This window comes from Neorhodopirellula pilleata (assembly GCF_007859915.1).
GTDB classification, from domain to species: domain Bacteria; phylum Planctomycetota; class Planctomycetia; order Pirellulales; family Pirellulaceae; genus Rhodopirellula; species Rhodopirellula pilleata.
This window is the reverse complement of record NZ_SJPM01000013.1, coordinates 133,904-150,888: the sequence shown is the minus strand read 5'-3', so window position 1 is coordinate 150,888 and position 16,985 is coordinate 133,904. Positions and strand designations below refer to the sequence as shown.

Sequence of the window (16,985 nt, the reverse complement as noted above, 5' to 3'; positions counted from 1 at the left end):
GTGCAGTTTCCGGTTATATTGCACTGGAACCGGTTTTCCTTCCTAGGCTCGATTGCATTGTCCTCTTCCGATCCCCAAAACGCCGACGCTTCCAAGGCGGGCCCCTCCCGACGGCAGGCGCTTGAGCGCCGCTTGCGGGACGTCCACACCGACCGCGACGCCTATCTCGAACTCGCGGCGATTTACCGCAGCGAGAACCGACCGTTGCAAGCGGCGAAAATCCTGCAAAAGGGCCACGAAGTTTTTCCCGATGACGCGACGATCTTGTGGGAATGGGAAGAAGCCCGTTTAGCCCGGTCGCTGCAGCAATTGTCGGAAGTCTCCACGATGGTGGCAAAGACCAAGAGCAGCTTAGCCGACAAGGAACTCGAACGCAGTCGAACGGACTGGGCGGTTTGTCGCATCCAAATTTGTCGATCTCGCATCGCGCGAGATGAGTCTCGACAATACTTGCGTTTGGTACTCGGTGAAGCGTTGTACGACCTGGCCCGTTACGACGAAGCGATCGAGGAACTCGCCCCCTTGGCCGATCATGAGCAGCACGGTTCGGCCGCGTCGCTGTGGATGGGGCGATGCCATCTTGTCTCTGGACGCGACGTTGATGCGATGAAATGGTTGCGAAACGCGTGCTTGCGACGGGCGGTCGCATCACCACCGAAAGTTCGCTCGGCGGCCCTGAAGTTATTGATCGATCTGGCTGATCGACACGGACTTGCCGCGACGCTCGAACACTATCAGTCCGTTCTCGCGTCGATTCAAGAGTCCGACAACAAAACCAAAGCCGCTTCCTAAGAACGTGTTTTAAAAAGGGGTCTGACCCTCTCCGGCGAGGCCAAAAACCCAATGAAATCGACTCGCCTCCAAAGGGTCAGACCCCTTTTTAAAACACGTTCTAACGCGAAAAAGAGATTTTCATGAACCAAGCGATCGGTGATCCCGACCAAATCCGCCAATTTGCCTCCCAGTTGGCCCACTTCAGTGAAGAGTTGCGTCAGCGTGGCGGCTCGCTCGCGGCGCAAATGAACCAGCTCGAGCAAACCTGGCGGGACGAACAACAACGCAAATTCAGCCAAGAGTTCCAAGACCAACTCCGCCAACTTCAACGGTTGATTCAGGCGACCGACGATCACGTGCCGTATTTGCTACGCAAGGCCGAACAGCTCGACGCTTATCTGGGAAGATGAGTCTCCACCCGTAATTCAAACTTCGGCGGATTCCGTTACCATAGGGCCGTTGCGTTTCTTGCAATCTTCCCCTTACCCCCTCACCCACGGTTGTCAATCTATGAGCGAGCATCCCAACAATTACCCGAAACTCCACAATGCGGCCTGGCCCGGTGTGGTCGGCAAGGGCGATGATGATGCCAATCCGGTCATTCCCCTCGAAGAAATGCTGGACCTGACCGCAGCGGCGGAAGTCGATGGCCGGAAATTTGACGGGGTCGACGTGTTCCTTTCCGATCCCCACATCTCGATCGATTCGACCGACGAGGAACTCGAAAAAGTCGCCGACATGGTCCGCAGCCGATCGCTGGATATCGGTTCGGTCGTCGCTCCAGTGTGGCCGCCGACCGGTGGCGGTAGCGCAGCGGGCGGCCCCGAGGAAGTCGATGCGTTTTTGAAACAAGTTCGCAAGGCGTGTGAGATCGGTCGCAAGCTGCGGCAAATGGGCGTCCGGCCCAACGGCGTCGTGCGGATCGACAGCGCCACCGCCACGGCGGCCTGGTTCGAAGACCCCGCGACCAACCAAAGCAAGATCGCCGACACCTTCAAGGCCGCCTGCGACATCGCCGAGGAGTACGACGAACGACTCGCCGCCGAAGGTGAGATCTGTTGGGGTGGGATGCACTCTTGGCGGTCGATGGTCGATCTGCTCGAACGCGTCGGACACCCCGAGCGACTCGGATTCCAAGCCGACATGGCTCACACGTTGCTCTATCTGCTCGGTTACAACGCACCCGAAGACGCGATCTTGCCGCAGAATTTTGATTGGCAGGATCAAGAAAGAAAGGCCGTCGCGCTGCACGAACTGACGCACGCCTTGCGGCCGTGGACGATCGATTTCCACGTCGCTCAAAATGACGCCACCGTTCACGGTACCGGCAGTCACGACAAGACCGGACGTCACTGCCTTCCCAACGATCCCAACGGAAAGCTTGACATCGCCAAAGATGCCGGGCATTGGCTGCGTGACGAACACGGTGACGTGTTGCAAGTGTGCCGACACATTTGTTGGGACGGTTGCATGTTCCCCAACGACGTGATGCACCAAGGCGAAACGTGGAACAGCATCCTCGCGGCCATGCTCAGCGTTCAGGACGCGCATGGTTGGAATGAATCGGTTAGTTAATTCCTCATCTGAAGATTGTCATGATTCAGCGCAAACGATCCAGCCTCCTTCATTTGGACGAGTTTTTTATGGGCACCGCGCCTCTTTTCCAAACGGTTAAGCGTCTGTCTAAAACTCTCGGCGAGATGCAAATCCCTTTCGTAATTTCTGGTGCTATGGCGGTGAACTATCACGGTCATCGTCGCGCTACTCAAGACGTCGATATCTTGATGCGAAGGGAAGATCTCAAAATCTTTAAAGACGAGCATCTGGGACGCGGTTGGCTTGAGAAATTTGAAGGGTCCAAAGGATTTGTCGACACCATTCATCAAGTTCCCGTTGATGTCTTAATCGCCGGTGATTTTCCAGGCGACGGCAAACCCAAACCCGTGTCATTTCCTGACCCATCGGATGATAAAATCATTGAGTTCGAAGATGGGTTGCCTTACTTGACGCTTCAAAAAGTCGTTGAAATGAAACTTGCGTGTGGCATGTCCGCACCCGAGAGATTGCAGGATTTTGCCGATGTTATTTCATTGGTGAAGGCCAACGGACTTCCTGAGAGTTTCGGCGGCACATTGAATCCCTATGTTCACGATGCGTGGATTGATTTATGGAAGCGGGCGCAGATCACGTCAGGCGAGTACTGACTTCTATTTCTCACACGCTTACGACCCTTGACTCACTAAAAAAACTCTTACCAAGACAACAATGAAAAACTTAAACATTGGAATGATCGGCTATGGCTTCATGGGCAAGGCGCACACCAACGGGTATGCCCAGGCTCCTCATTTCTTCCCCTGTGAAGTCAAACCGGTTCTCAAGGCGGTCTGCGCCCGTAACGCCGAAAAGGCTCAAGCATTCGCCGACACTTGGGGTTACGAATCGATCGAAACCGATTGGCGTGAACTGCTCAAGCGTGACGACATCGACGCCGTCGATATCTGTGTCCCCAACAACCTGCACAAGGAAATCTCGATCGCCGCCGCCGAAGCCGGCAAAATGATCTTGTGCGAAAAGCCCTTGGCGATGAATCAAGCCGAAGGCGAGGAAATGTGCGCCGCGGTCGAAAAGGCGAACGTCAGGAACATGGTTTGGTACAACTACCGCCGCGTTCCCGCTGTGACACTCGCCAAACAGTTGATCGACGAAGGCCGGCTTGGTCAGATCTTTCACTACCGCGCCAACTTCCTGCAGGATTGGACGATCAACGCCGACGTCCCCCAAGGCGGAGCGGCGACGTGGCGACTCGACGCCGAAGCGGCCGGTAGCGGCGTGACGGGGGATTTGCTCGCCCACTGCATCGACACCGCCTTGTGGCTCAACGGCAGCATTCAAGACGTCTCGGCCGTGACCGAAACTTTCGTCAAAGAACGCGTCCACGCCGAGACCGGCAAGAAGACGCCCGTCAAGATCGACGATGCTTGCACGTTCCATTGCCACTTTAAGAATGGATCGCTCGGTCTATTCGAATCGACCCGTTACGCCCGCGGTCACAAGGCGTTGTACACGCTCGAGATCAACGGCGAACATGCCTCGATTCGATGGGACCTCCACGATTGTCACCGACTCGAATACTTCGACCACGCCGACGATTCGATCGTCCGCGGATGGCGAAGCATTCACGTCAGCGACGGCGACCAACCGTACATGGGCAACTGGTGGGTGCCCGGACTGCAGATCGGCTACGAGCACTCGTTCATTCACCAAGTCGCCGATTTCTTAAAATCGGTCGAGACGGGCGAAGATTGCCACCCGAACTTCCGCGATGCCTTGGAAACCCAAAAGGTCTGTGACGCGGTACTCGATAGCGCCGCCCAGCGATGCTGGAAAGACGTCTGATGCCTATCCGCATTGATTTCTAGGGCTTTGGGTGCCTATCATCGTGGCACGGTGGTCCCCACCGTGATTCTCGACGGAGGACCGTCGAGCCACGTTGCTGACACCCTAAAATTAAATTTTGACAAAGCACTAGGGTAGTGGATCTTGTTCAAGATCCCAAGCGTAAAGGATCTTTAACAAGATCCACTACGGCCACCAGGCTACCGCATTAAAACCGCACCGAGTTCTTTTTCGCATCGGGTGACGACGCTTTCGACGATCTCGTCAGCGTCGTTGCCCGACAACGTCTCAGTAAGACTTTGCAACTCCATCGAAAACAGCACTCGTTTGCGATCCGGGCCGTCGACTTTCTCGTTGCGATAGGTCTCTTGATACGACAAGCTGGTCAATCGCTCGTCGGCGGCGGATCGAATCACGCTGGACAGACCGTCCCATCGGATCGATTCGGGCAAGACCAAGTTGAGATCGCGTTTGATCGCGGGGAAGGCGCTGACCTGACGTTGTTGTGGAACAAGCTGGGAGTGTTGCACTAAAACGTCCGCCGATAATTCGGCCGCAATCACCGGTCCGGACAACTTCCACGATGAGATCAACTTCTCATCGAGGATACCGAGGTAACCGATCGTTTCGTCGGACAGTTTCAATGCCACCAAGCCGCCTGGCGCGAAACCATCTCGGTCGACCGATTCAACTCGCAAGTCGCCTTCGATGCCCATTCGGCCGAGCAAAGTCTCGATCACGCCTTTGACGCCGAAAAAGTCTTCGCCGCCGATCATCGCCACATGGTAAGTCTCGGCGGGCAAGGCATCTTCGCCGGTCGCGTTTTCGTCAGCGGGCAGATAGGCGTGAGCGATCTCAAACAAGTCAGCGTTGATCGATGCAGACGCCCAGTTCGCCGCCCGGCTTTGCAGCAAGCTCGGGATCAACGTCCGCCGTAAACGCTTGGATCCTTCGAGCATCGCCGTGCGAGTTTGCAAGGCCGGGCGATCGGTCCACGGGGACAGCGACGTGTCTAACTTTTCAACGACCAAGCTGGGCGTCATCGCTTCGCTGAAGCCCGCCGCCGTCATCACGCCACGCAGACGCTGCATCGCCGAATCGAACGTCCGCTTGCTGCTCGGTGTCACCGGAATCGGCGCAGTCTCGGGAATCTTGTCATAGCCATTGATTCGTGCGAGCTCTTCGATCAAGTCGATTTCACGTGTCAGATCGTGACGCCATGTCGGCGGAACGCAGTCGATTGTATTGGCCGATTCGGCGTCTCGGCTGATCTCGGCTCGGCATCCCAGACCGACCAAAATCTTGTGGATCGTTGCCGCGTCGATTGCGATCCCGAGCACCCGCTCGATCTGCGACAAACGTAGCGTGATGGGTTCGCGAGTGGGGACCGAGTCGGCCGTATCAATCGCGCCCGTCAGTACGGTTCCACCGGCGATCTCGGTGATCAGTTGGCACGCCCGGCGGCTCGCCCAATCGATGCCTGCGGGATCGACACGGCGTTCGAACCGGAACGACGACGGTGAATGCAGTTTCAAGCGACGTGCCGTTCGGCGAACCGACAGCGGTACGAAGTCAGCCGCCTCGATCACAATACGAGTTGTTGTTTCGCTTACTTCCGAAATCGCACCACCCATCACTCCGGCGATCGCCAGCGGTGACGACGCATCGGCGATCACGCACGTATCGGCATTGAGTTCGTACTTGCGATGGTCGATCGCTTCGAGCACTTCCTGGCTCTTGCCCTTTGCATCTGTTTTGCCCGGGCGAATCACGATCGTATCGCCGTCGATTTGATCGGCATCGAACGCGTGCAAGGGTTGGCCGCATTCCATCATGACGTAGTTCGTAACGTCGACGATATTGTTGACGATGCCGATACCGATCGACTTGAGCGCGTCCTGCATCCACTGCGGACTCCGGCCGACACGGACGCCCTCGATCACCCTCGCCGTGTACCGTGGGCAAGCTTGCTCGAACTCGTTGCGAACGGTTAAGCAGTCAGACGCTTTGCGAGCCGACTCTTGAAACTCGATCGTCGGTATCTTGAGCGGTTGGTTGGTCAGTACGCCGACCTCGCGAGCGACTCCGATGTGTCCAAGGCAATCGCCCCGGTTGGAGGTGACCTCCAAATCGATGATGATGTCTTCGGCACCACTGTCGAGCGTGACCGTATTGCTCTCTTCGTGATTCAACCCTGACAAACTGAAACGATCGACCAACTCGTCGTGCGACAAAGTCAGATCAACGTAGCGCGACAACCATTTCCAGGAAACTAGCACGGCTTTAAGTGGAGAATTGGGAGTGAAGGATTGGAAAAACTAAACGCTAAAAAACCTATTCGAAAACCACGCACGCAACCTACGGCTGGCGGCGTGTTGCTTTATTCGCAAACCGAACGACAACCATTAGCCGATGGGCGTTAGCCCCGGTTGGCGTCCGGTTAACCGCCGCTAACGCGGTACGGCTAATTAAATCAACAGCCCGGTAAGGGAGGGAGACCATCAAATCAACAGGCTACTAGCGCCAGAGCGGTGAGCCGTTTTCGGATAGGCTGTTGAGTTTAAGTTTAAGTTTAAGTTTGAGGGACGTTGGAGATCTAATTCTAGAACTGCTGTAAGAACCGGAGGTCGCCGCTATACAGGTCCCGGATATCGGTGATTCCGTGGCGTCTCATGCACAACCGTTCGACGCCCAAGCCGAATGCAAACCCGCTGACCTTTTCGGGATCATAGCCGACGGCCTCGAATACGTTCGGATCCACCATCCCGGCTCCGCCGAACTCGATCCAAGTCCCATTCCACAGGAAGTCGACCTCGACGCTTGGTTCGGTGAACGGAAAGAATGAAGGACGAAAGCGGATTTCGACGTCATCACCGAGGTAGTTGTTCGCGAACACCCTCAGCACGGTTTTCAGGTTGGCCATCGTGACGTGCTCGTCGACGAACAAGCCTTCCATCTGATGGAACATCGGAAAGTGCGTCGCATCCGGGGCGTCGGGACGATACACGCGTCCGAGCGATATGATGCGAATCGGCTGTCCCGGTGCCGAGTTTTGCCGTTCTTGCATGACCCGAATCTGCACCGTGCTGGTTTGGCTGCGCAGTAACGCATCGCCTTCACCGATGTCGACCGCCGTTCCCGCAGTAGCCAGATAAAAATTGTCCAACGGATCGCGAGCCGGGTGATCTTCGGGGATATTCAGCGCCACGAAGTTATGAAACGGATCCTCGACCTCGGGACCTTCGGCGACCTCGAAACCCATTCGGCCCATGATTTCGGTCAAATGGTCGATCGTTTGGGTGATCGGGTGGATGTGTCCCAATCGCGGTCGTCGTCCGGGTAGTGACGGGTCAAAGCCGGGCTCGATTTGCGAGCTGCCACCGCCGCCTAGCTGAGATTGAGCGGTCTCGAATGCCGTATGGATCGCCTGTTTGACATCGTTGAGTCGCATCCCGGCGGCGCGTTTGTCCGCCGGTTCGATCCCCCCGAGCATCTTCTGGACGTCTTTGAACTGACCGTTCTTGGCTCCCAAGAAAGTGACCCGGGCGGCCTCGAGCGCGTCGGCATCGGCCGCTCCATCAAACGCGTTCTGCGCATCGGATTGGAGCTGGTCGAGACGATCAAGAAAAGGTTGCAAAGACATTTAGGCGGCGGCGAGGGTTTCCTTGACCTTGTCGCACACGTCTTTGAAGCCGGCGGGATCGTAAATCGCCATTTCAGAAAGCGACTTTCGGTCCAAGCCGATGTTGGCTTTCTTCAGTCCGTAGATGAATTCGCTGTACCGGAGATCGTGCATTTTCACGGCGGCGTTGATTCGAATGATCCACAACTTACGGAATTCACGTTTGCGGACGCGGCGGTCGCGAAACGCGTACGCGCCACTGCGGAGAAGGGTTTCCTTGACGCTGCGGATCAGCGACCCACGACCTCCGCGAAAGCCTTTGGCTCGCTTGAAAAGTCGGTTCTTGGCCTGGTTCCGGGCGGCACCTTTACGTGTACGCATCGTTCGATTCCTAAATCAGTTGGGTTTTTCTGCAATCATTCGGAGTCTCAATTCAGGCCCCGGCGAGTCAAACGCCGAAGTTTTGCCCAATCGAGTTGCCGGGCGATTCCGTGGAGGAAATTGGTAGGGGTAGGGTTTGGTTAGCGACTAGTTGCTGTAGCCGTTCAAGGCGGCGTGGATGGTAGGTTGCATGACCGCATCCAAAGCCGTTGTACCACGGAGGTTACGACGACGCTTCTTCGTCAAACCTTTGGCCAAGTGGCTCGTTCCGCTGCAGCGGTGCATCGCTTTGCCCGTGGCCGAGAGGCGAAAACGCTTCTTCGTGCCCTTGTGGGTCTTCATCTTGTTTCCCATCGGGGATCCGTCGTTTAGCAAAAGGGAAAAGGGGACTGTGAATTTTGGAACGCGACACTGTAGCGGATCGGGACTCGACTCGCTAGTGGTGCGCCACCTGAGTGCTCGGTTCGACCAAAATGTTCGAATGAGCTGTTTTCAAGCTACCGGCTGCTGATTGAATCGTAACCCGACGCGTGAGCGAGGGATTGAACACGATTCATGTTGGTTTAGTTATCCCTCGCTGACGCTTCGGGTTTCGATGAGGACTAAATCAACAGCCCGCTAGCGAGAAAACGCCTAACGGAGCCGTGGCTAGCTCCAAACGGCTGATAGCGTGAGCCCTAAAAATAGGCTGCTCCAAACCGTGCGTGTTTGGGGACATCGACAGGTATCGGCTTTTGACCGCGTCAACCTGAAGTCCTCAAGCGGCTTCGTTGAACAGTCCGGTACCGCCTTGGGGGCGTCGGCCGGATTTGTCGTAGGTTTGCGGTCCGGTCGCACCGGCCAACCGATTGAGCAAATCCCGCTGCAGTTCGCTGAGGTGGTATTGGCAAACGAACAACGCGGTGGCCCGCTGGTGGGTCGTCGCGATCATTTCGGCCACTTCGCCGCACCGCCGCGCCAAGCGAGCGTCCTCGATTTTTCGACTCAGCAACAATTTTTCCGAGAGGCTGACGCCGGGGTTCGGGGCGTCGGCGTCGCGGATCAGCTCGTCGCGGCGTTCCACCATTCTTTCCAGATCGTTGATCGACGCGAGGAGCTGCGCCGTCGACGCGTCGACCTCGTCTGATCGTAGCCCCATCGTGCGAACGCGGGTCTCGTCCAGAATCAGGTCGATCGTTTCAGCCACTTCGGCCAATTCGTCGACGTAGTCGGCGACCCGATCTCGCCAAGGTTTCGCGGCTGAGGAGCCTGGGTTGGAAGACGTCATGATTATCCACGCCGTTGGAGTTGAAAGAGATCGAACATCGGATTGACGAACGAATCTGCCGAAGCATCCGAGATTTCTTCGACAAGTTTTTGGTCGAGTTGTTCTTGAAACACTTCCTCGGCCCGACCGCCGTGGAAGTAAGCTGGTTTGTCGAGACTTTTTCGCATCGATGACAACATGCTGCCAAAGAGGGTTTGGCCGACGAAATCGCCGAACGCTTCCCGCATGGGTTCGCTGTCGGTCGACGGCGTACCCGATGACGTAGGGCTGCCCGCGCTGCCGAACTTAGCGGACAGTTCGTAGGGCAATTTCGGCTGGGCGGCCGCCGCCGGAATCGATTGTTGGTTCAGAGATTGGATCATGATCCACCACCCTTACCTAAAAATGACCTCGCCATACAAGTCACCTTTGGCTTTGAGTGTCTTGATGATCGCAATTAAATCCTCCGTCGGTACGTCCAACGCTCCCAAAGCGTCGGCGAGTGCTTTCAACTTGGCCGCCGCAGGAGTCCCGTCAGGACCAAGCTCGACGAAGCCGTTGCCGCCGCCGGCCTGGATACGTAGGTTTCGGTGAGTGACCAAGACGGGCGCGATCTCCACATCGTCGCCGATGACGACGACGCCATCGGCCTCGTTGATGACGACCCGCTTGCCACGATTGGCGAGTTGGATCGGAATGTCCAGTAGAATCGAAATGTACTTGATCGGATTGGACTGATAGATCTTGGGAATCCAGACTTCCACGTGAACCTGATCGATGGCCAACGCTCGGGCGGCGTTGTCATCGTTTCCGGAACGATTGCCCGACAATCGGGATTCTTGCAAGCCACCCATCGTGAGCGATCGAAATGAGTTGATCTCCTCTTCGATCCGCTGAGCGGTACTGAAGTCGGCGAAATCACGGTCGATGATGAGGGTGATTTTATTCTCTTTGACGTATGACGCTTTGACGGTCGCTTCCATCTTCATACCACCTTGGATCGAAGCCACCGTTGCGGGTGTATCTGGTGCAATCGTCAAACGTCCCTGTGCCATCGCGTACACGGTGGGGTTGTCCGCTCGCGGGCCGAGCATCGGTGTGAGCATCAAGTAACCGCCCTCGAGACTCTTGGCGCTGATCGCACTGACGGTCACGTCAAGGATATCGCCCTGCTGGGCACCGACCGGGGGTAACTTCGCATTAACGAACACCATCGCGACGTTCTTGGAATCCTCCACGTCGCCCAAATTCAAATTGCCCGTCGCGTCGACCGACATCGGCCCTCCCATCAATTGCATCATCCGTGCCAGGGCTCGCGACGTCGGTGCCGCATCTCCATCGCCGGTACCTCGCAGTCCCACGACCAATCCAAGCCCTTGCAACGTATTGGTCTCTTGCCCTTTGAGTCGGCAAAGATCACCCAAACGCAAGCCGCCCGCATGAGCTGCCGAAGCGAGGGTGAGACCGACGAGCAAGATTAAAACGCGAATCAAATCCATGGAATGGTCCGTTAGAACGGCTTGACGTGGTCAAAGAATCGTTGGAACCAACCGCGTCGGTATCCGTCGCGTATGTATCCGCGATCTTCCTTTTGAATTTCCAGATCAATCAGGTCGCCGCTGAGCACGACGTTGTCCGGCCCGATGTCTTGAGCCCGGCAAATGCCCGAAAGCGTTGTTTCCCACAGGTTGTCGTTATGCCGGAATTTTTCTCGGGCTTCTAAGACGAGGTTGCCGTTGGGACGGATGTCAACGATCCGGGCGGCGATGTTGAAGGTGAACGATTCGCGAGACTCGATGCTCGCTTCGGCGCGAAAGTTCGATTGCGATTGAGACGCCACCGTCGGGTCGCCTTGAGCCATCGGATCGGGAACGATGCCGTTTCGGGTGAGTTTGATCCAATCCGACAGAACTGCTGAGAACAGCGAGTTGCGGCGTTTCTGGGCGTCGCCTTCGGCCATCGTACGAGAGATTTCGTCGACGCGAATCGCCACGATGTCATGCACGCGAAATTGACGCAGAGGCGGTGCCGGTTGGTAAGTCCAGCTGACCCCGCGCATGCCAATCGCCGGATCAATGTTGGGTAGATTTCGAGGTGAAACGTTGTTTGAAGGAGGTGCCATCGGCGGCATGAATTCGGGAGGCATCACGGCCGTCGCACCACGATCAAAAGCCGACGGCGATCCCGACACGTCCGGTTGTGAGTCCGGTCTTGGTGCCGGCAAAAACTCGGGGTTTTGGTCCTGAGCTTGAACGACCGACATCCCCGGCAAGCCTCGGGGGGCAACACGGGTCGGCTCCGGTGCAGCAACGTGCAACAGAGACGAGTTTTGTGACCGAGCGACCGTAGGAACGAAAGCGAGGACACAGCAGACGAGAATCCGATTCATGACTTTCTAAAACCCTTTCGGTTCCGCTTCGACGCGTGGCGCACGGGTGATGATCTCGACCAATGATGAATTGACGACCTTGGCCAACAACCGGCGTTTGGGTTGCAGCGTTTCGATTTCAATCAACTCGCCGACGGCCCCATCGGCGAGGGCTTTCGCACCGGTTGTCACTCGGACACCGCCACCACCGACTTGAACTTCCAATAGTTCGCCGCGACGAACGACCCGTGGCGCGGCGAAGGCGCTGCGTGTCAACGCCACACCGGAACGTACCAAACCGATGACCTCCAAACCGACCAATTCTTCGGGTGCTGCCACCACGTCGGCGGGCAAACTGACTCCATCGACGGAGTACGGTTCGAATTGCAGGTCGTGCAACGTGACGGTTTGGCCCCGACGCAACGAGTGGCGGGCGGTTACGATCGCGGGGCGTGGATGGAAGGTCAATCGTACGATGCCCTCACAATCTTCGCTGCCGGCGCGGCCGAGCAACCGGACACGACACTTGACCGATTCGTTGCTTTCATGCGACCAAATCGGTGCGGGGTCCAAGAAAACGAATTGGCGGATGCCTTGGATGTTCTCTAAAGTTCCAAACTCGCTCGGTTCGAAATGGACGTCGTAGCGAAACGATTCGTCCAGATCACGAAACTGACTCCGTACACCTACCCGCACCCATTGTTCCAACCGCTCGCGGGTTTCGGTGTCCAGGGGCGTCTCGCTCGACGTCATCAAGTCCGGGGCGACTTGGTATGCCGTTTGGGCTAGCGATGAATCGGAAACGGTCGACTCATCGACCGACGCAGTTGACTCTTCATAGGCGGCAGGGATGGTGCGAGCGCGCTGGACAACAATCGTGTCGGGCCCGTAGATCTTAATCCGCCCAGGGGTCGCGTTCGCGCCGGCGATCAATTGAGCAAGCCGGTCCCGTGACACCTTCGCATCGCCACCATCGGCGGGCATCAATCCGATCGTCGATTGCCCCAGTCGTGCCCAGGCCACCAGATCGGGTTCAAGCGGACGGACGACGTCGGCTAAACGAATGATGGGGCGGTCGACCACGATGTTCTCGCGACTGACGAACTGCCATCGTGTCGATTCGTCAATCGTCGACGTGCGACGCGTCGCAACGGTCGGCGTGCGACCGGACGCCGTGTCCGACTCCGGTGCAGAGGGCGGTTCGCGTTTCTCGATCATGACCGATGAAGGGCGTGCGGACGAATACAATGGCGTGGTGACTTCGCCGGCCACGGACGGACGTGCCGTCGACTGCGCCATCGCGACCGGCGATGGGCACAGGCAAACCAACACGGCCAAGGAATTCGGTAGCAGGAACTGGTTAACCAACGGACCCTACCTTAAAAACGTCTTAGGTTAGAAATGTTCTGCATGATCTGGTCGCCCGCCTGAACCGCTTGGCTGTTCAATTCAAACGCCCGTTGGGTCGTGATCAAGTCGATCAATTCTTGAACCGGCTCGACGTTGGAAGCTTCCAAATTGCCCTGACGCAAGACACCCAAACCGTCGACGCCAGGATTGTTGAGCTGTTCGGGCCCCGATGCCTCGTTGGCCGTGTACATGTTCTCGCCGACTTTGAGAAGTCCGTCGGGGTTGATGAATTGCGCGAGTTGCAGTTGTCCTTGGTTGGCGAGATCATTCACGCCGGGTTGTCGCACGAGGACTTCGCCGTTGCCGTTGATCACAACCGCGGTGGCGTCCGGCGGGATAGTGATGGGCGGATCGAGCAAACGTCCTGTTTGAGCCGAGCCGATCACGAGTTGACCGTTGGCGTTGATGTCAAAATTACCAGCGCGGGTGTACATCGTTTCTTGGCTGGACGGATCGACGACGCGGAAAAAACCACCCCCTTGAATGGCGACGTCAAGGTCGCGACCGGTTTGTTGCAAGGTGCCTTGGCGATGATCGGTTTGCGTGCTGGTCACTCGCACGCCCAATCCGACCTGCGTGCCCACGGCCGTGGGGGTTTGGGTGGCGTCTTGAATGCCTGGGTAGGTTTCGGTGCGATAGAGCAGGTCTTCGAAGTTCGCGCGATCTTTTTTGAAACCCGTGGTATTGATGTTCGCCAAATTGTTGGCGATGACGTCGAGTTTCGTCTGCATCGCCTCCATGCCGGTGGCGGCGGTGTATAGAGTCTGAACGCTCATTGGTTAATTCCTAGATTGATGACGGCGATCGCCTATCCCTTCAAGACTCGACCGATCAATGACCCCAGCACGCTGTCTTGGTTTTTGATCATTTGCACGTTCGCTTCGTAGGCCCTGGTCGTCTCGATCAGTTCCATCATCGTGCCCGTGGGGCTGACGGCGGATTGCTCGAGCGAACCTGCTACTACGTTTCTTTGACCCTGCGGGGCAAGATCAAACTCGGCCAAGGGGCGAAACAGGTTTCCGCCCACGTTGGCTAAATCGCCCAGGCTCTTCGGTCGCGCGAGCATCAACTCACGCGTCACCCCGGCTTGAGAGATTCGGCCTTCGGCACCCACTTGGAACGGCTTACGGGGATCGATTTGGATCGGAGCCCCGTCATTAGCGAGGACCAAATCTCCGCCTGAGTTGACCAAACGACCGGCCGAATCAAATACAAAGTCGCCCGCCCGGCTGAGCAGTTGCTGGTCGCCCCGCTGGAGAACGAAGAAACTTTCACGGTCGTGGATGGCGAAATCCGTTTCGCCGCCTGTCGTCCGTACGGCACCGACTTTGAACTCGGTCCGCTCGGGTTGAATCGTGACACCGCCACCGACGTCGTCGATGCCGCCCAGACCCGGTGATACATGCCCCTGCTCGATCATTTCGGCGAAACGGGCCTGCAAAATCGTCGCGTTGGGCTTGAACCCCGGCGTTTCGACGTTGGCGAGATTGTTGGAAACCTGCTGCAGGCGGTGGCTTTGAGCCTGGGCTCCCGCAGCCGATAGATAGACGCCGTATGGCATGAGTTCACTCTGCCGAGAGGGAATGAAAGATTCGCTCCCTCGTGCTTACGCAAATCCATTATCCCGTTTCAAGTGGAAAGCCCAGAATTGGGTTAATGTTTTCCGTCGGGCTGCGTGACACGGCCGAAGAGATCGTTGAGGATTGCGTTTTCGAGCGTCGCGTCGCGGCCCAACGGAATCCATCCCAGGGTTTGAGGGCTGTCGTCGAACGGGTCCTGGCGGCTTAACCTGGACCCATCGTGTCGCAAGCCGGCGGTCGATTCGGTGGCGTACTGCGTTCGGTCGGTGTCCTCCAGGTCTTTTTGGACGATGACCTCGACGGAATAGCCGGTCGCGTTGGGCCGAACGGTAACAATCGCGCGGCGGCGGATCGATTGAAGTGTGCCTTGCAGTCGCTCGAATCCGGTTGTCGTGTCTTTTCGCCACGGTTCCAGAACCGAACCGGCGATCTTGTAGCTCGTTTCGAGTTTGCCTTCGAGCACATAGTCGGCTCGGTTAACGACGGGTTGTTGACGGGCGATCCGAAAGTAATCGTCAAGTGTGTCGACGACTTGCAACCACAAGAAATCATCGGCCACCGGCGGAAGTTCCAACGGGTTGGGAACGAACTGGGGCGGCACATCGCTGGTCAGCCGATAGACCAATTGCCGACATCCCGAAGCGGTGCCAAGTATGAATAGCGTCGCCAAGATAAGATTCGACATTCGGTGTCGAGTCATCCTGCGTCGATTCATTCGGCCTAGAGGGCCGACGGCTTTAGTAAAATTCGCGTCGTGAGTTGGGTGGCCCGTCATCACCGCGGCAGCGTAGAGGGTTTCGGGAAAGGCTGTGTGGCGATCCGGGGCAACGGTTTGGCACCGGGAATGTCTTCCGGGAACAGCGACCAGACCGGAACGCGTCGTTGGACTTCGGCAAGAGCTTCTTTTTGTGCGGCTTGAATTTTTTGGTCACGCAAGATGTTGCGAATATCGTCTTGGACATCGGCCAGCGCCGTGATTCCGGCGTCTTCCCGTTCGAGTACACGAACGATGTGATAGGCGTCGGTGTCTTCGATAATTTGGCTCATCGCACCGGTGGGTAGCGAAAAGATCTGTTCTTCTAAAACGGCCGACGCGAGTGATCCTTTGTTGGTCCAGTTGTGTTGACCCCCTTCGTCGGCGAACGGTTCTTGGCTTTTTTCACGGGCGACCGCTTGCATGCTGCCGCCGAAGAACGCTTCGCGTCCCATCGCCCAGATCGCGTCGTAGGCGGCTTGTTTGTTCGGGAAGTTGGAATAGAGCACGGTGAGTTGTTCCCATCTCGCCCTCGCCGCATGTCGGAAATCATCACTGTGGGTGTGGTAATAGCCGTGAATTTCAGCCAGCGACACCGAAGGGTCTTTGTTGACTTTGCCGCGAATGTAGAGGTGGCCCAGCATCGCGTCGATGAACTCGCGTTGCCGCGCAGCCAGCGACGTTCCTTTTTCGCGCAGCTTGGCGTCGAGTTCGCCGAGGTCCTTGGCTTCGTACTGTTTTTTAAGCTGGACGACTTCGTCTTCGAAGAACATTTGGCGAGCTTTCGCCTGCATCGTTTCTTCGGCCTCGCGTCGTTTTTCGGCGGTTTGAGTGGCGACTTGGTCGAGCAGGAACGATTCCCGCATCATCCGACTTTGGATGGTTTGAGCGAGCAGGCCCCGGGTCATTCGCACGCGAGCGAATTGGATTTGGTCATCGGGAACTTCTTGGCCGGCGTTAGCAAGAACTTCTTGGATTCTCGCTTCGATTTTGGGCGAGATCTCGCCCATCACGATCGCGCTCTGACCGACGATGGCGACCGTCGCCGCCGGATCATCTGGCAATTCGGCTTGCAATGCCTCATCCATCTGCTTCTGTGTCGGCATCTGGGCCGAAACAATCGAAGGAATGGTGGCCCCCACAACGGCCAAGCACACGAGGCCGAAGGAAGCGAGCTGGGGTGACAGCCGAGGCCGTCGGATTGGCGTCCGCGATCGCGGTGGCATGGCGCGTGCCCGACGAAGGAGGGAAAGGAAATGGGTTCGTCCGGCTTGTAGTGCAAATGTGGATCACGTTGCAAGCGAGGATTTAACCTTGATTACGTCGAGGGTGCAGGCACGCTAATCGGCGTTGGGATGACGTTTGAGAATTGGGAGGGCGATTTTCCAGCCAGGACGCTAAGATCGGCTGAAGTTGGATAGGCCCCGTAGTCTAGGAAGGACTCATCATGTCAG

Annotated in this window: 18 protein-coding genes; 5 read left to right on the top strand and 13 right to left on the bottom strand. The window is 57.0% G+C overall.

Annotated elements, in window-relative coordinates:
* Window positions 1–57 precede the first annotated feature (57 nt).
* From Pla100_RS23895 to Pla100_RS23875, 5 genes are all read left to right on the top strand, one after another.
* Window positions 58–792: a tetratricopeptide repeat protein gene (locus tag Pla100_RS23895; RefSeq protein WP_146580915.1), complete on the top strand. Its 735-nt coding sequence runs from the start codon at window positions 58–60 to the stop codon at window positions 790–792.
* Between the two features lie 122 nt (window positions 793–914).
* On the top strand, window positions 915–1,184 hold the full coding sequence (locus Pla100_RS23890) for a WXG100 family type VII secretion target (RefSeq protein ID WP_146580913.1): 270 nt from the start codon (window positions 915–917) through the stop codon (window positions 1,182–1,184).
* Between the two features lie 100 nt (window positions 1,185–1,284).
* Window positions 1,285–2,349 carry a sugar phosphate isomerase/epimerase family protein gene (locus Pla100_RS23885; protein WP_146580911.1) on the top strand — a complete coding sequence of 355 codons (1,065 nt, stop codon included), beginning with the start codon at window positions 1,285–1,287 and terminating at the stop codon, window positions 2,347–2,349.
* Window positions 2,350–2,369: 20 nt separating this feature from the next.
* Window positions 2,370–2,978: a hypothetical protein gene (locus Pla100_RS23880; protein ID WP_146580909.1), complete on the top strand. Its 609-nt coding sequence runs from the start codon at window positions 2,370–2,372 to the stop codon at window positions 2,976–2,978.
* Between the two features lie 61 nt (window positions 2,979–3,039).
* Window positions 3,040–4,170 carry a Gfo/Idh/MocA family protein gene (locus Pla100_RS23875; protein ID WP_146580907.1) on the top strand — a complete coding sequence of 377 codons (1,131 nt, stop codon included), beginning with the start codon at window positions 3,040–3,042 and terminating at the stop codon, window positions 4,168–4,170.
* A 200-nt stretch (window positions 4,171–4,370) separates the two neighbouring features.
* Here Pla100_RS23875 and pheT read toward each other — a convergent pair whose 3' ends face one another.
* The 13 genes from pheT to Pla100_RS23805 all read right to left on the bottom strand — a co-directional run bounded on the left by pheT (window position 4,371) and on the right by Pla100_RS23805 (window position 16,637).
* Window positions 4,371–6,428, bottom strand: a complete 2,058-nt coding sequence (gene pheT / locus Pla100_RS23870) for a phenylalanine--tRNA ligase subunit beta (protein ID WP_231603484.1) — start codon at window positions 6,426–6,428, stop codon at window positions 4,371–4,373.
* A gap of 344 nt (window positions 6,429–6,772) precedes the next feature.
* The gene (pheS, locus tag Pla100_RS23860; RefSeq protein WP_146580903.1) at window positions 6,773–7,813 is read right to left on the bottom strand and encodes a phenylalanine--tRNA ligase subunit alpha; all 1,041 of its coding nucleotides are present in this window, start codon (window positions 7,811–7,813) and stop codon (window positions 6,773–6,775) included.
* Window positions 7,814–8,173 (bottom strand): 50S ribosomal protein L20, encoded by a 360-nt coding sequence (gene rplT, locus Pla100_RS23855; RefSeq protein ID WP_146580901.1) that lies wholly within the window; start codon window positions 8,171–8,173, stop codon window positions 7,814–7,816. It abuts the gene before it with no gap.
* 147 nt (window positions 8,174–8,320) lie between these two features.
* Window positions 8,321–8,527 (bottom strand): 50S ribosomal protein L35, encoded by a 207-nt coding sequence (gene rpmI, locus Pla100_RS23850; RefSeq protein WP_146580899.1) that lies wholly within the window; start codon window positions 8,525–8,527, stop codon window positions 8,321–8,323.
* 403 nt (window positions 8,528–8,930) lie between these two features.
* Window positions 8,931–9,440, bottom strand: coding sequence for a hypothetical protein (locus tag Pla100_RS23845; protein WP_146580897.1), 510 nt, complete (start codon window positions 9,438–9,440; stop codon window positions 8,931–8,933).
* Between the two features lie 2 nt (window positions 9,441–9,442).
* Window positions 9,443–9,802, bottom strand: coding sequence for a rod-binding protein (locus Pla100_RS23840; RefSeq protein ID WP_146580895.1), 360 nt, complete (start codon window positions 9,800–9,802; stop codon window positions 9,443–9,445).
* Window positions 9,803–9,814: 12 nt separating this feature from the next.
* Entirely contained in the window at window positions 9,815–10,918 is a 1,104-nt protein-coding gene (locus Pla100_RS23835) for a flagellar basal body P-ring protein FlgI (protein WP_146580893.1), read from the bottom strand.
* Between the two features lie 11 nt (window positions 10,919–10,929).
* The gene (locus tag Pla100_RS23830) at window positions 10,930–11,808 is read right to left on the bottom strand and encodes a flagellar basal body L-ring protein FlgH (protein ID WP_146580891.1); all 879 of its coding nucleotides are present in this window, start codon (window positions 11,806–11,808) and stop codon (window positions 10,930–10,932) included.
* Between the two features lie 6 nt (window positions 11,809–11,814).
* Window positions 11,815–13,155, bottom strand: coding sequence for a flagellar basal body P-ring formation chaperone FlgA (gene flgA / locus Pla100_RS23825; RefSeq protein WP_146580889.1), 1,341 nt, complete (start codon window positions 13,153–13,155; stop codon window positions 11,815–11,817).
* Between the two features lie 11 nt (window positions 13,156–13,166).
* Window positions 13,167–13,973 carry a flagellar basal-body rod protein FlgG gene (gene flgG, locus Pla100_RS23820; RefSeq protein WP_146580887.1) on the bottom strand — a complete coding sequence of 269 codons (807 nt, stop codon included), beginning with the start codon at window positions 13,971–13,973 and terminating at the stop codon, window positions 13,167–13,169.
* A gap of 32 nt (window positions 13,974–14,005) precedes the next feature.
* Window positions 14,006–14,758 carry a flagellar hook-basal body protein gene (locus tag Pla100_RS23815; protein WP_146580885.1) on the bottom strand — a complete coding sequence of 251 codons (753 nt, stop codon included), beginning with the start codon at window positions 14,756–14,758 and terminating at the stop codon, window positions 14,006–14,008.
* A 92-nt stretch (window positions 14,759–14,850) separates the two neighbouring features.
* Window positions 14,851–15,462 carry a hypothetical protein gene (locus tag Pla100_RS23810; RefSeq protein WP_146580883.1) on the bottom strand — a complete coding sequence of 204 codons (612 nt, stop codon included), beginning with the start codon at window positions 15,460–15,462 and terminating at the stop codon, window positions 14,851–14,853.
* Between the two features lie 89 nt (window positions 15,463–15,551).
* Window positions 15,552–16,637 (bottom strand): peptidylprolyl isomerase, encoded by a 1,086-nt coding sequence (locus Pla100_RS23805; protein ID WP_231603482.1) that lies wholly within the window; start codon window positions 16,635–16,637, stop codon window positions 15,552–15,554.
* Window positions 16,638–16,985: the final 348 nt, after the last annotated feature.

What these genes read in the sequence shown, in the direction of transcription:
- Pla100_RS23890 (WP_146580913.1), top strand. Translation starts at nt 915, where the DNA reads ATGAACCAAGCGATCGGTGATCCCGACCAAATCCGCCAATTTGCCTCC.
- Pla100_RS23885 (WP_146580911.1), top strand. Translation starts at nt 1,285, where the DNA reads ATGAGCGAGCATCCCAACAATTACCCGAAACTCCACAATGCGGCCTGG.
- Pla100_RS23880 (WP_146580909.1), top strand. Translation starts at nt 2,370, where the DNA reads ATGATTCAGCGCAAACGATCCAGCCTCCTTCATTTGGACGAGTTTTTT.
- Pla100_RS23875 (WP_146580907.1), top strand. Translation starts at nt 3,040, where the DNA reads ATGAAAAACTTAAACATTGGAATGATCGGCTATGGCTTCATGGGCAAG.
- pheS (WP_146580903.1), bottom strand. Translation starts at nt 7,813, where the DNA reads ATGTCTTTGCAACCTTTTCTTGATCGTCTCGACCAGCTCCAATCCGAT.
- rplT (WP_146580901.1), bottom strand. Translation starts at nt 8,173, where the DNA reads ATGCGTACACGTAAAGGTGCCGCCCGGAACCAGGCCAAGAACCGACTT.
- rpmI (WP_146580899.1), bottom strand. Translation starts at nt 8,527, where the DNA reads ATGGGAAACAAGATGAAGACCCACAAGGGCACGAAGAAGCGTTTTCGC.
- Pla100_RS23845 (WP_146580897.1), bottom strand. Translation starts at nt 9,440, where the DNA reads ATGACGTCTTCCAACCCAGGCTCCTCAGCCGCGAAACCTTGGCGAGAT.
- Pla100_RS23840 (WP_146580895.1), bottom strand. Translation starts at nt 9,802, where the DNA reads ATGATCCAATCTCTGAACCAACAATCGATTCCGGCGGCGGCCGCCCAG.
- Pla100_RS23835 (WP_146580893.1), bottom strand. Translation starts at nt 10,918, where the DNA reads ATGGATTTGATTCGCGTTTTAATCTTGCTCGTCGGTCTCACCCTCGCT.
- Pla100_RS23830 (WP_146580891.1), bottom strand. Translation starts at nt 11,808, where the DNA reads ATGAATCGGATTCTCGTCTGCTGTGTCCTCGCTTTCGTTCCTACGGTC.
- flgG (WP_146580887.1), bottom strand. Translation starts at nt 13,973, where the DNA reads ATGAGCGTTCAGACTCTATACACCGCCGCCACCGGCATGGAGGCGATG.
- Pla100_RS23815 (WP_146580885.1), bottom strand. Translation starts at nt 14,758, where the DNA reads ATGCCATACGGCGTCTATCTATCGGCTGCGGGAGCCCAGGCTCAAAGC.
- Pla100_RS23810 (WP_146580883.1), bottom strand. Translation starts at nt 15,462, where the DNA reads ATGTCGAATCTTATCTTGGCGACGCTATTCATACTTGGCACCGCTTCG.
- Pla100_RS23805 (WP_231603482.1), bottom strand. Translation starts at nt 16,637, where the DNA reads ATGCCGACACAGAAGCAGATGGATGAGGCATTGCAAGCCGAATTGCCA.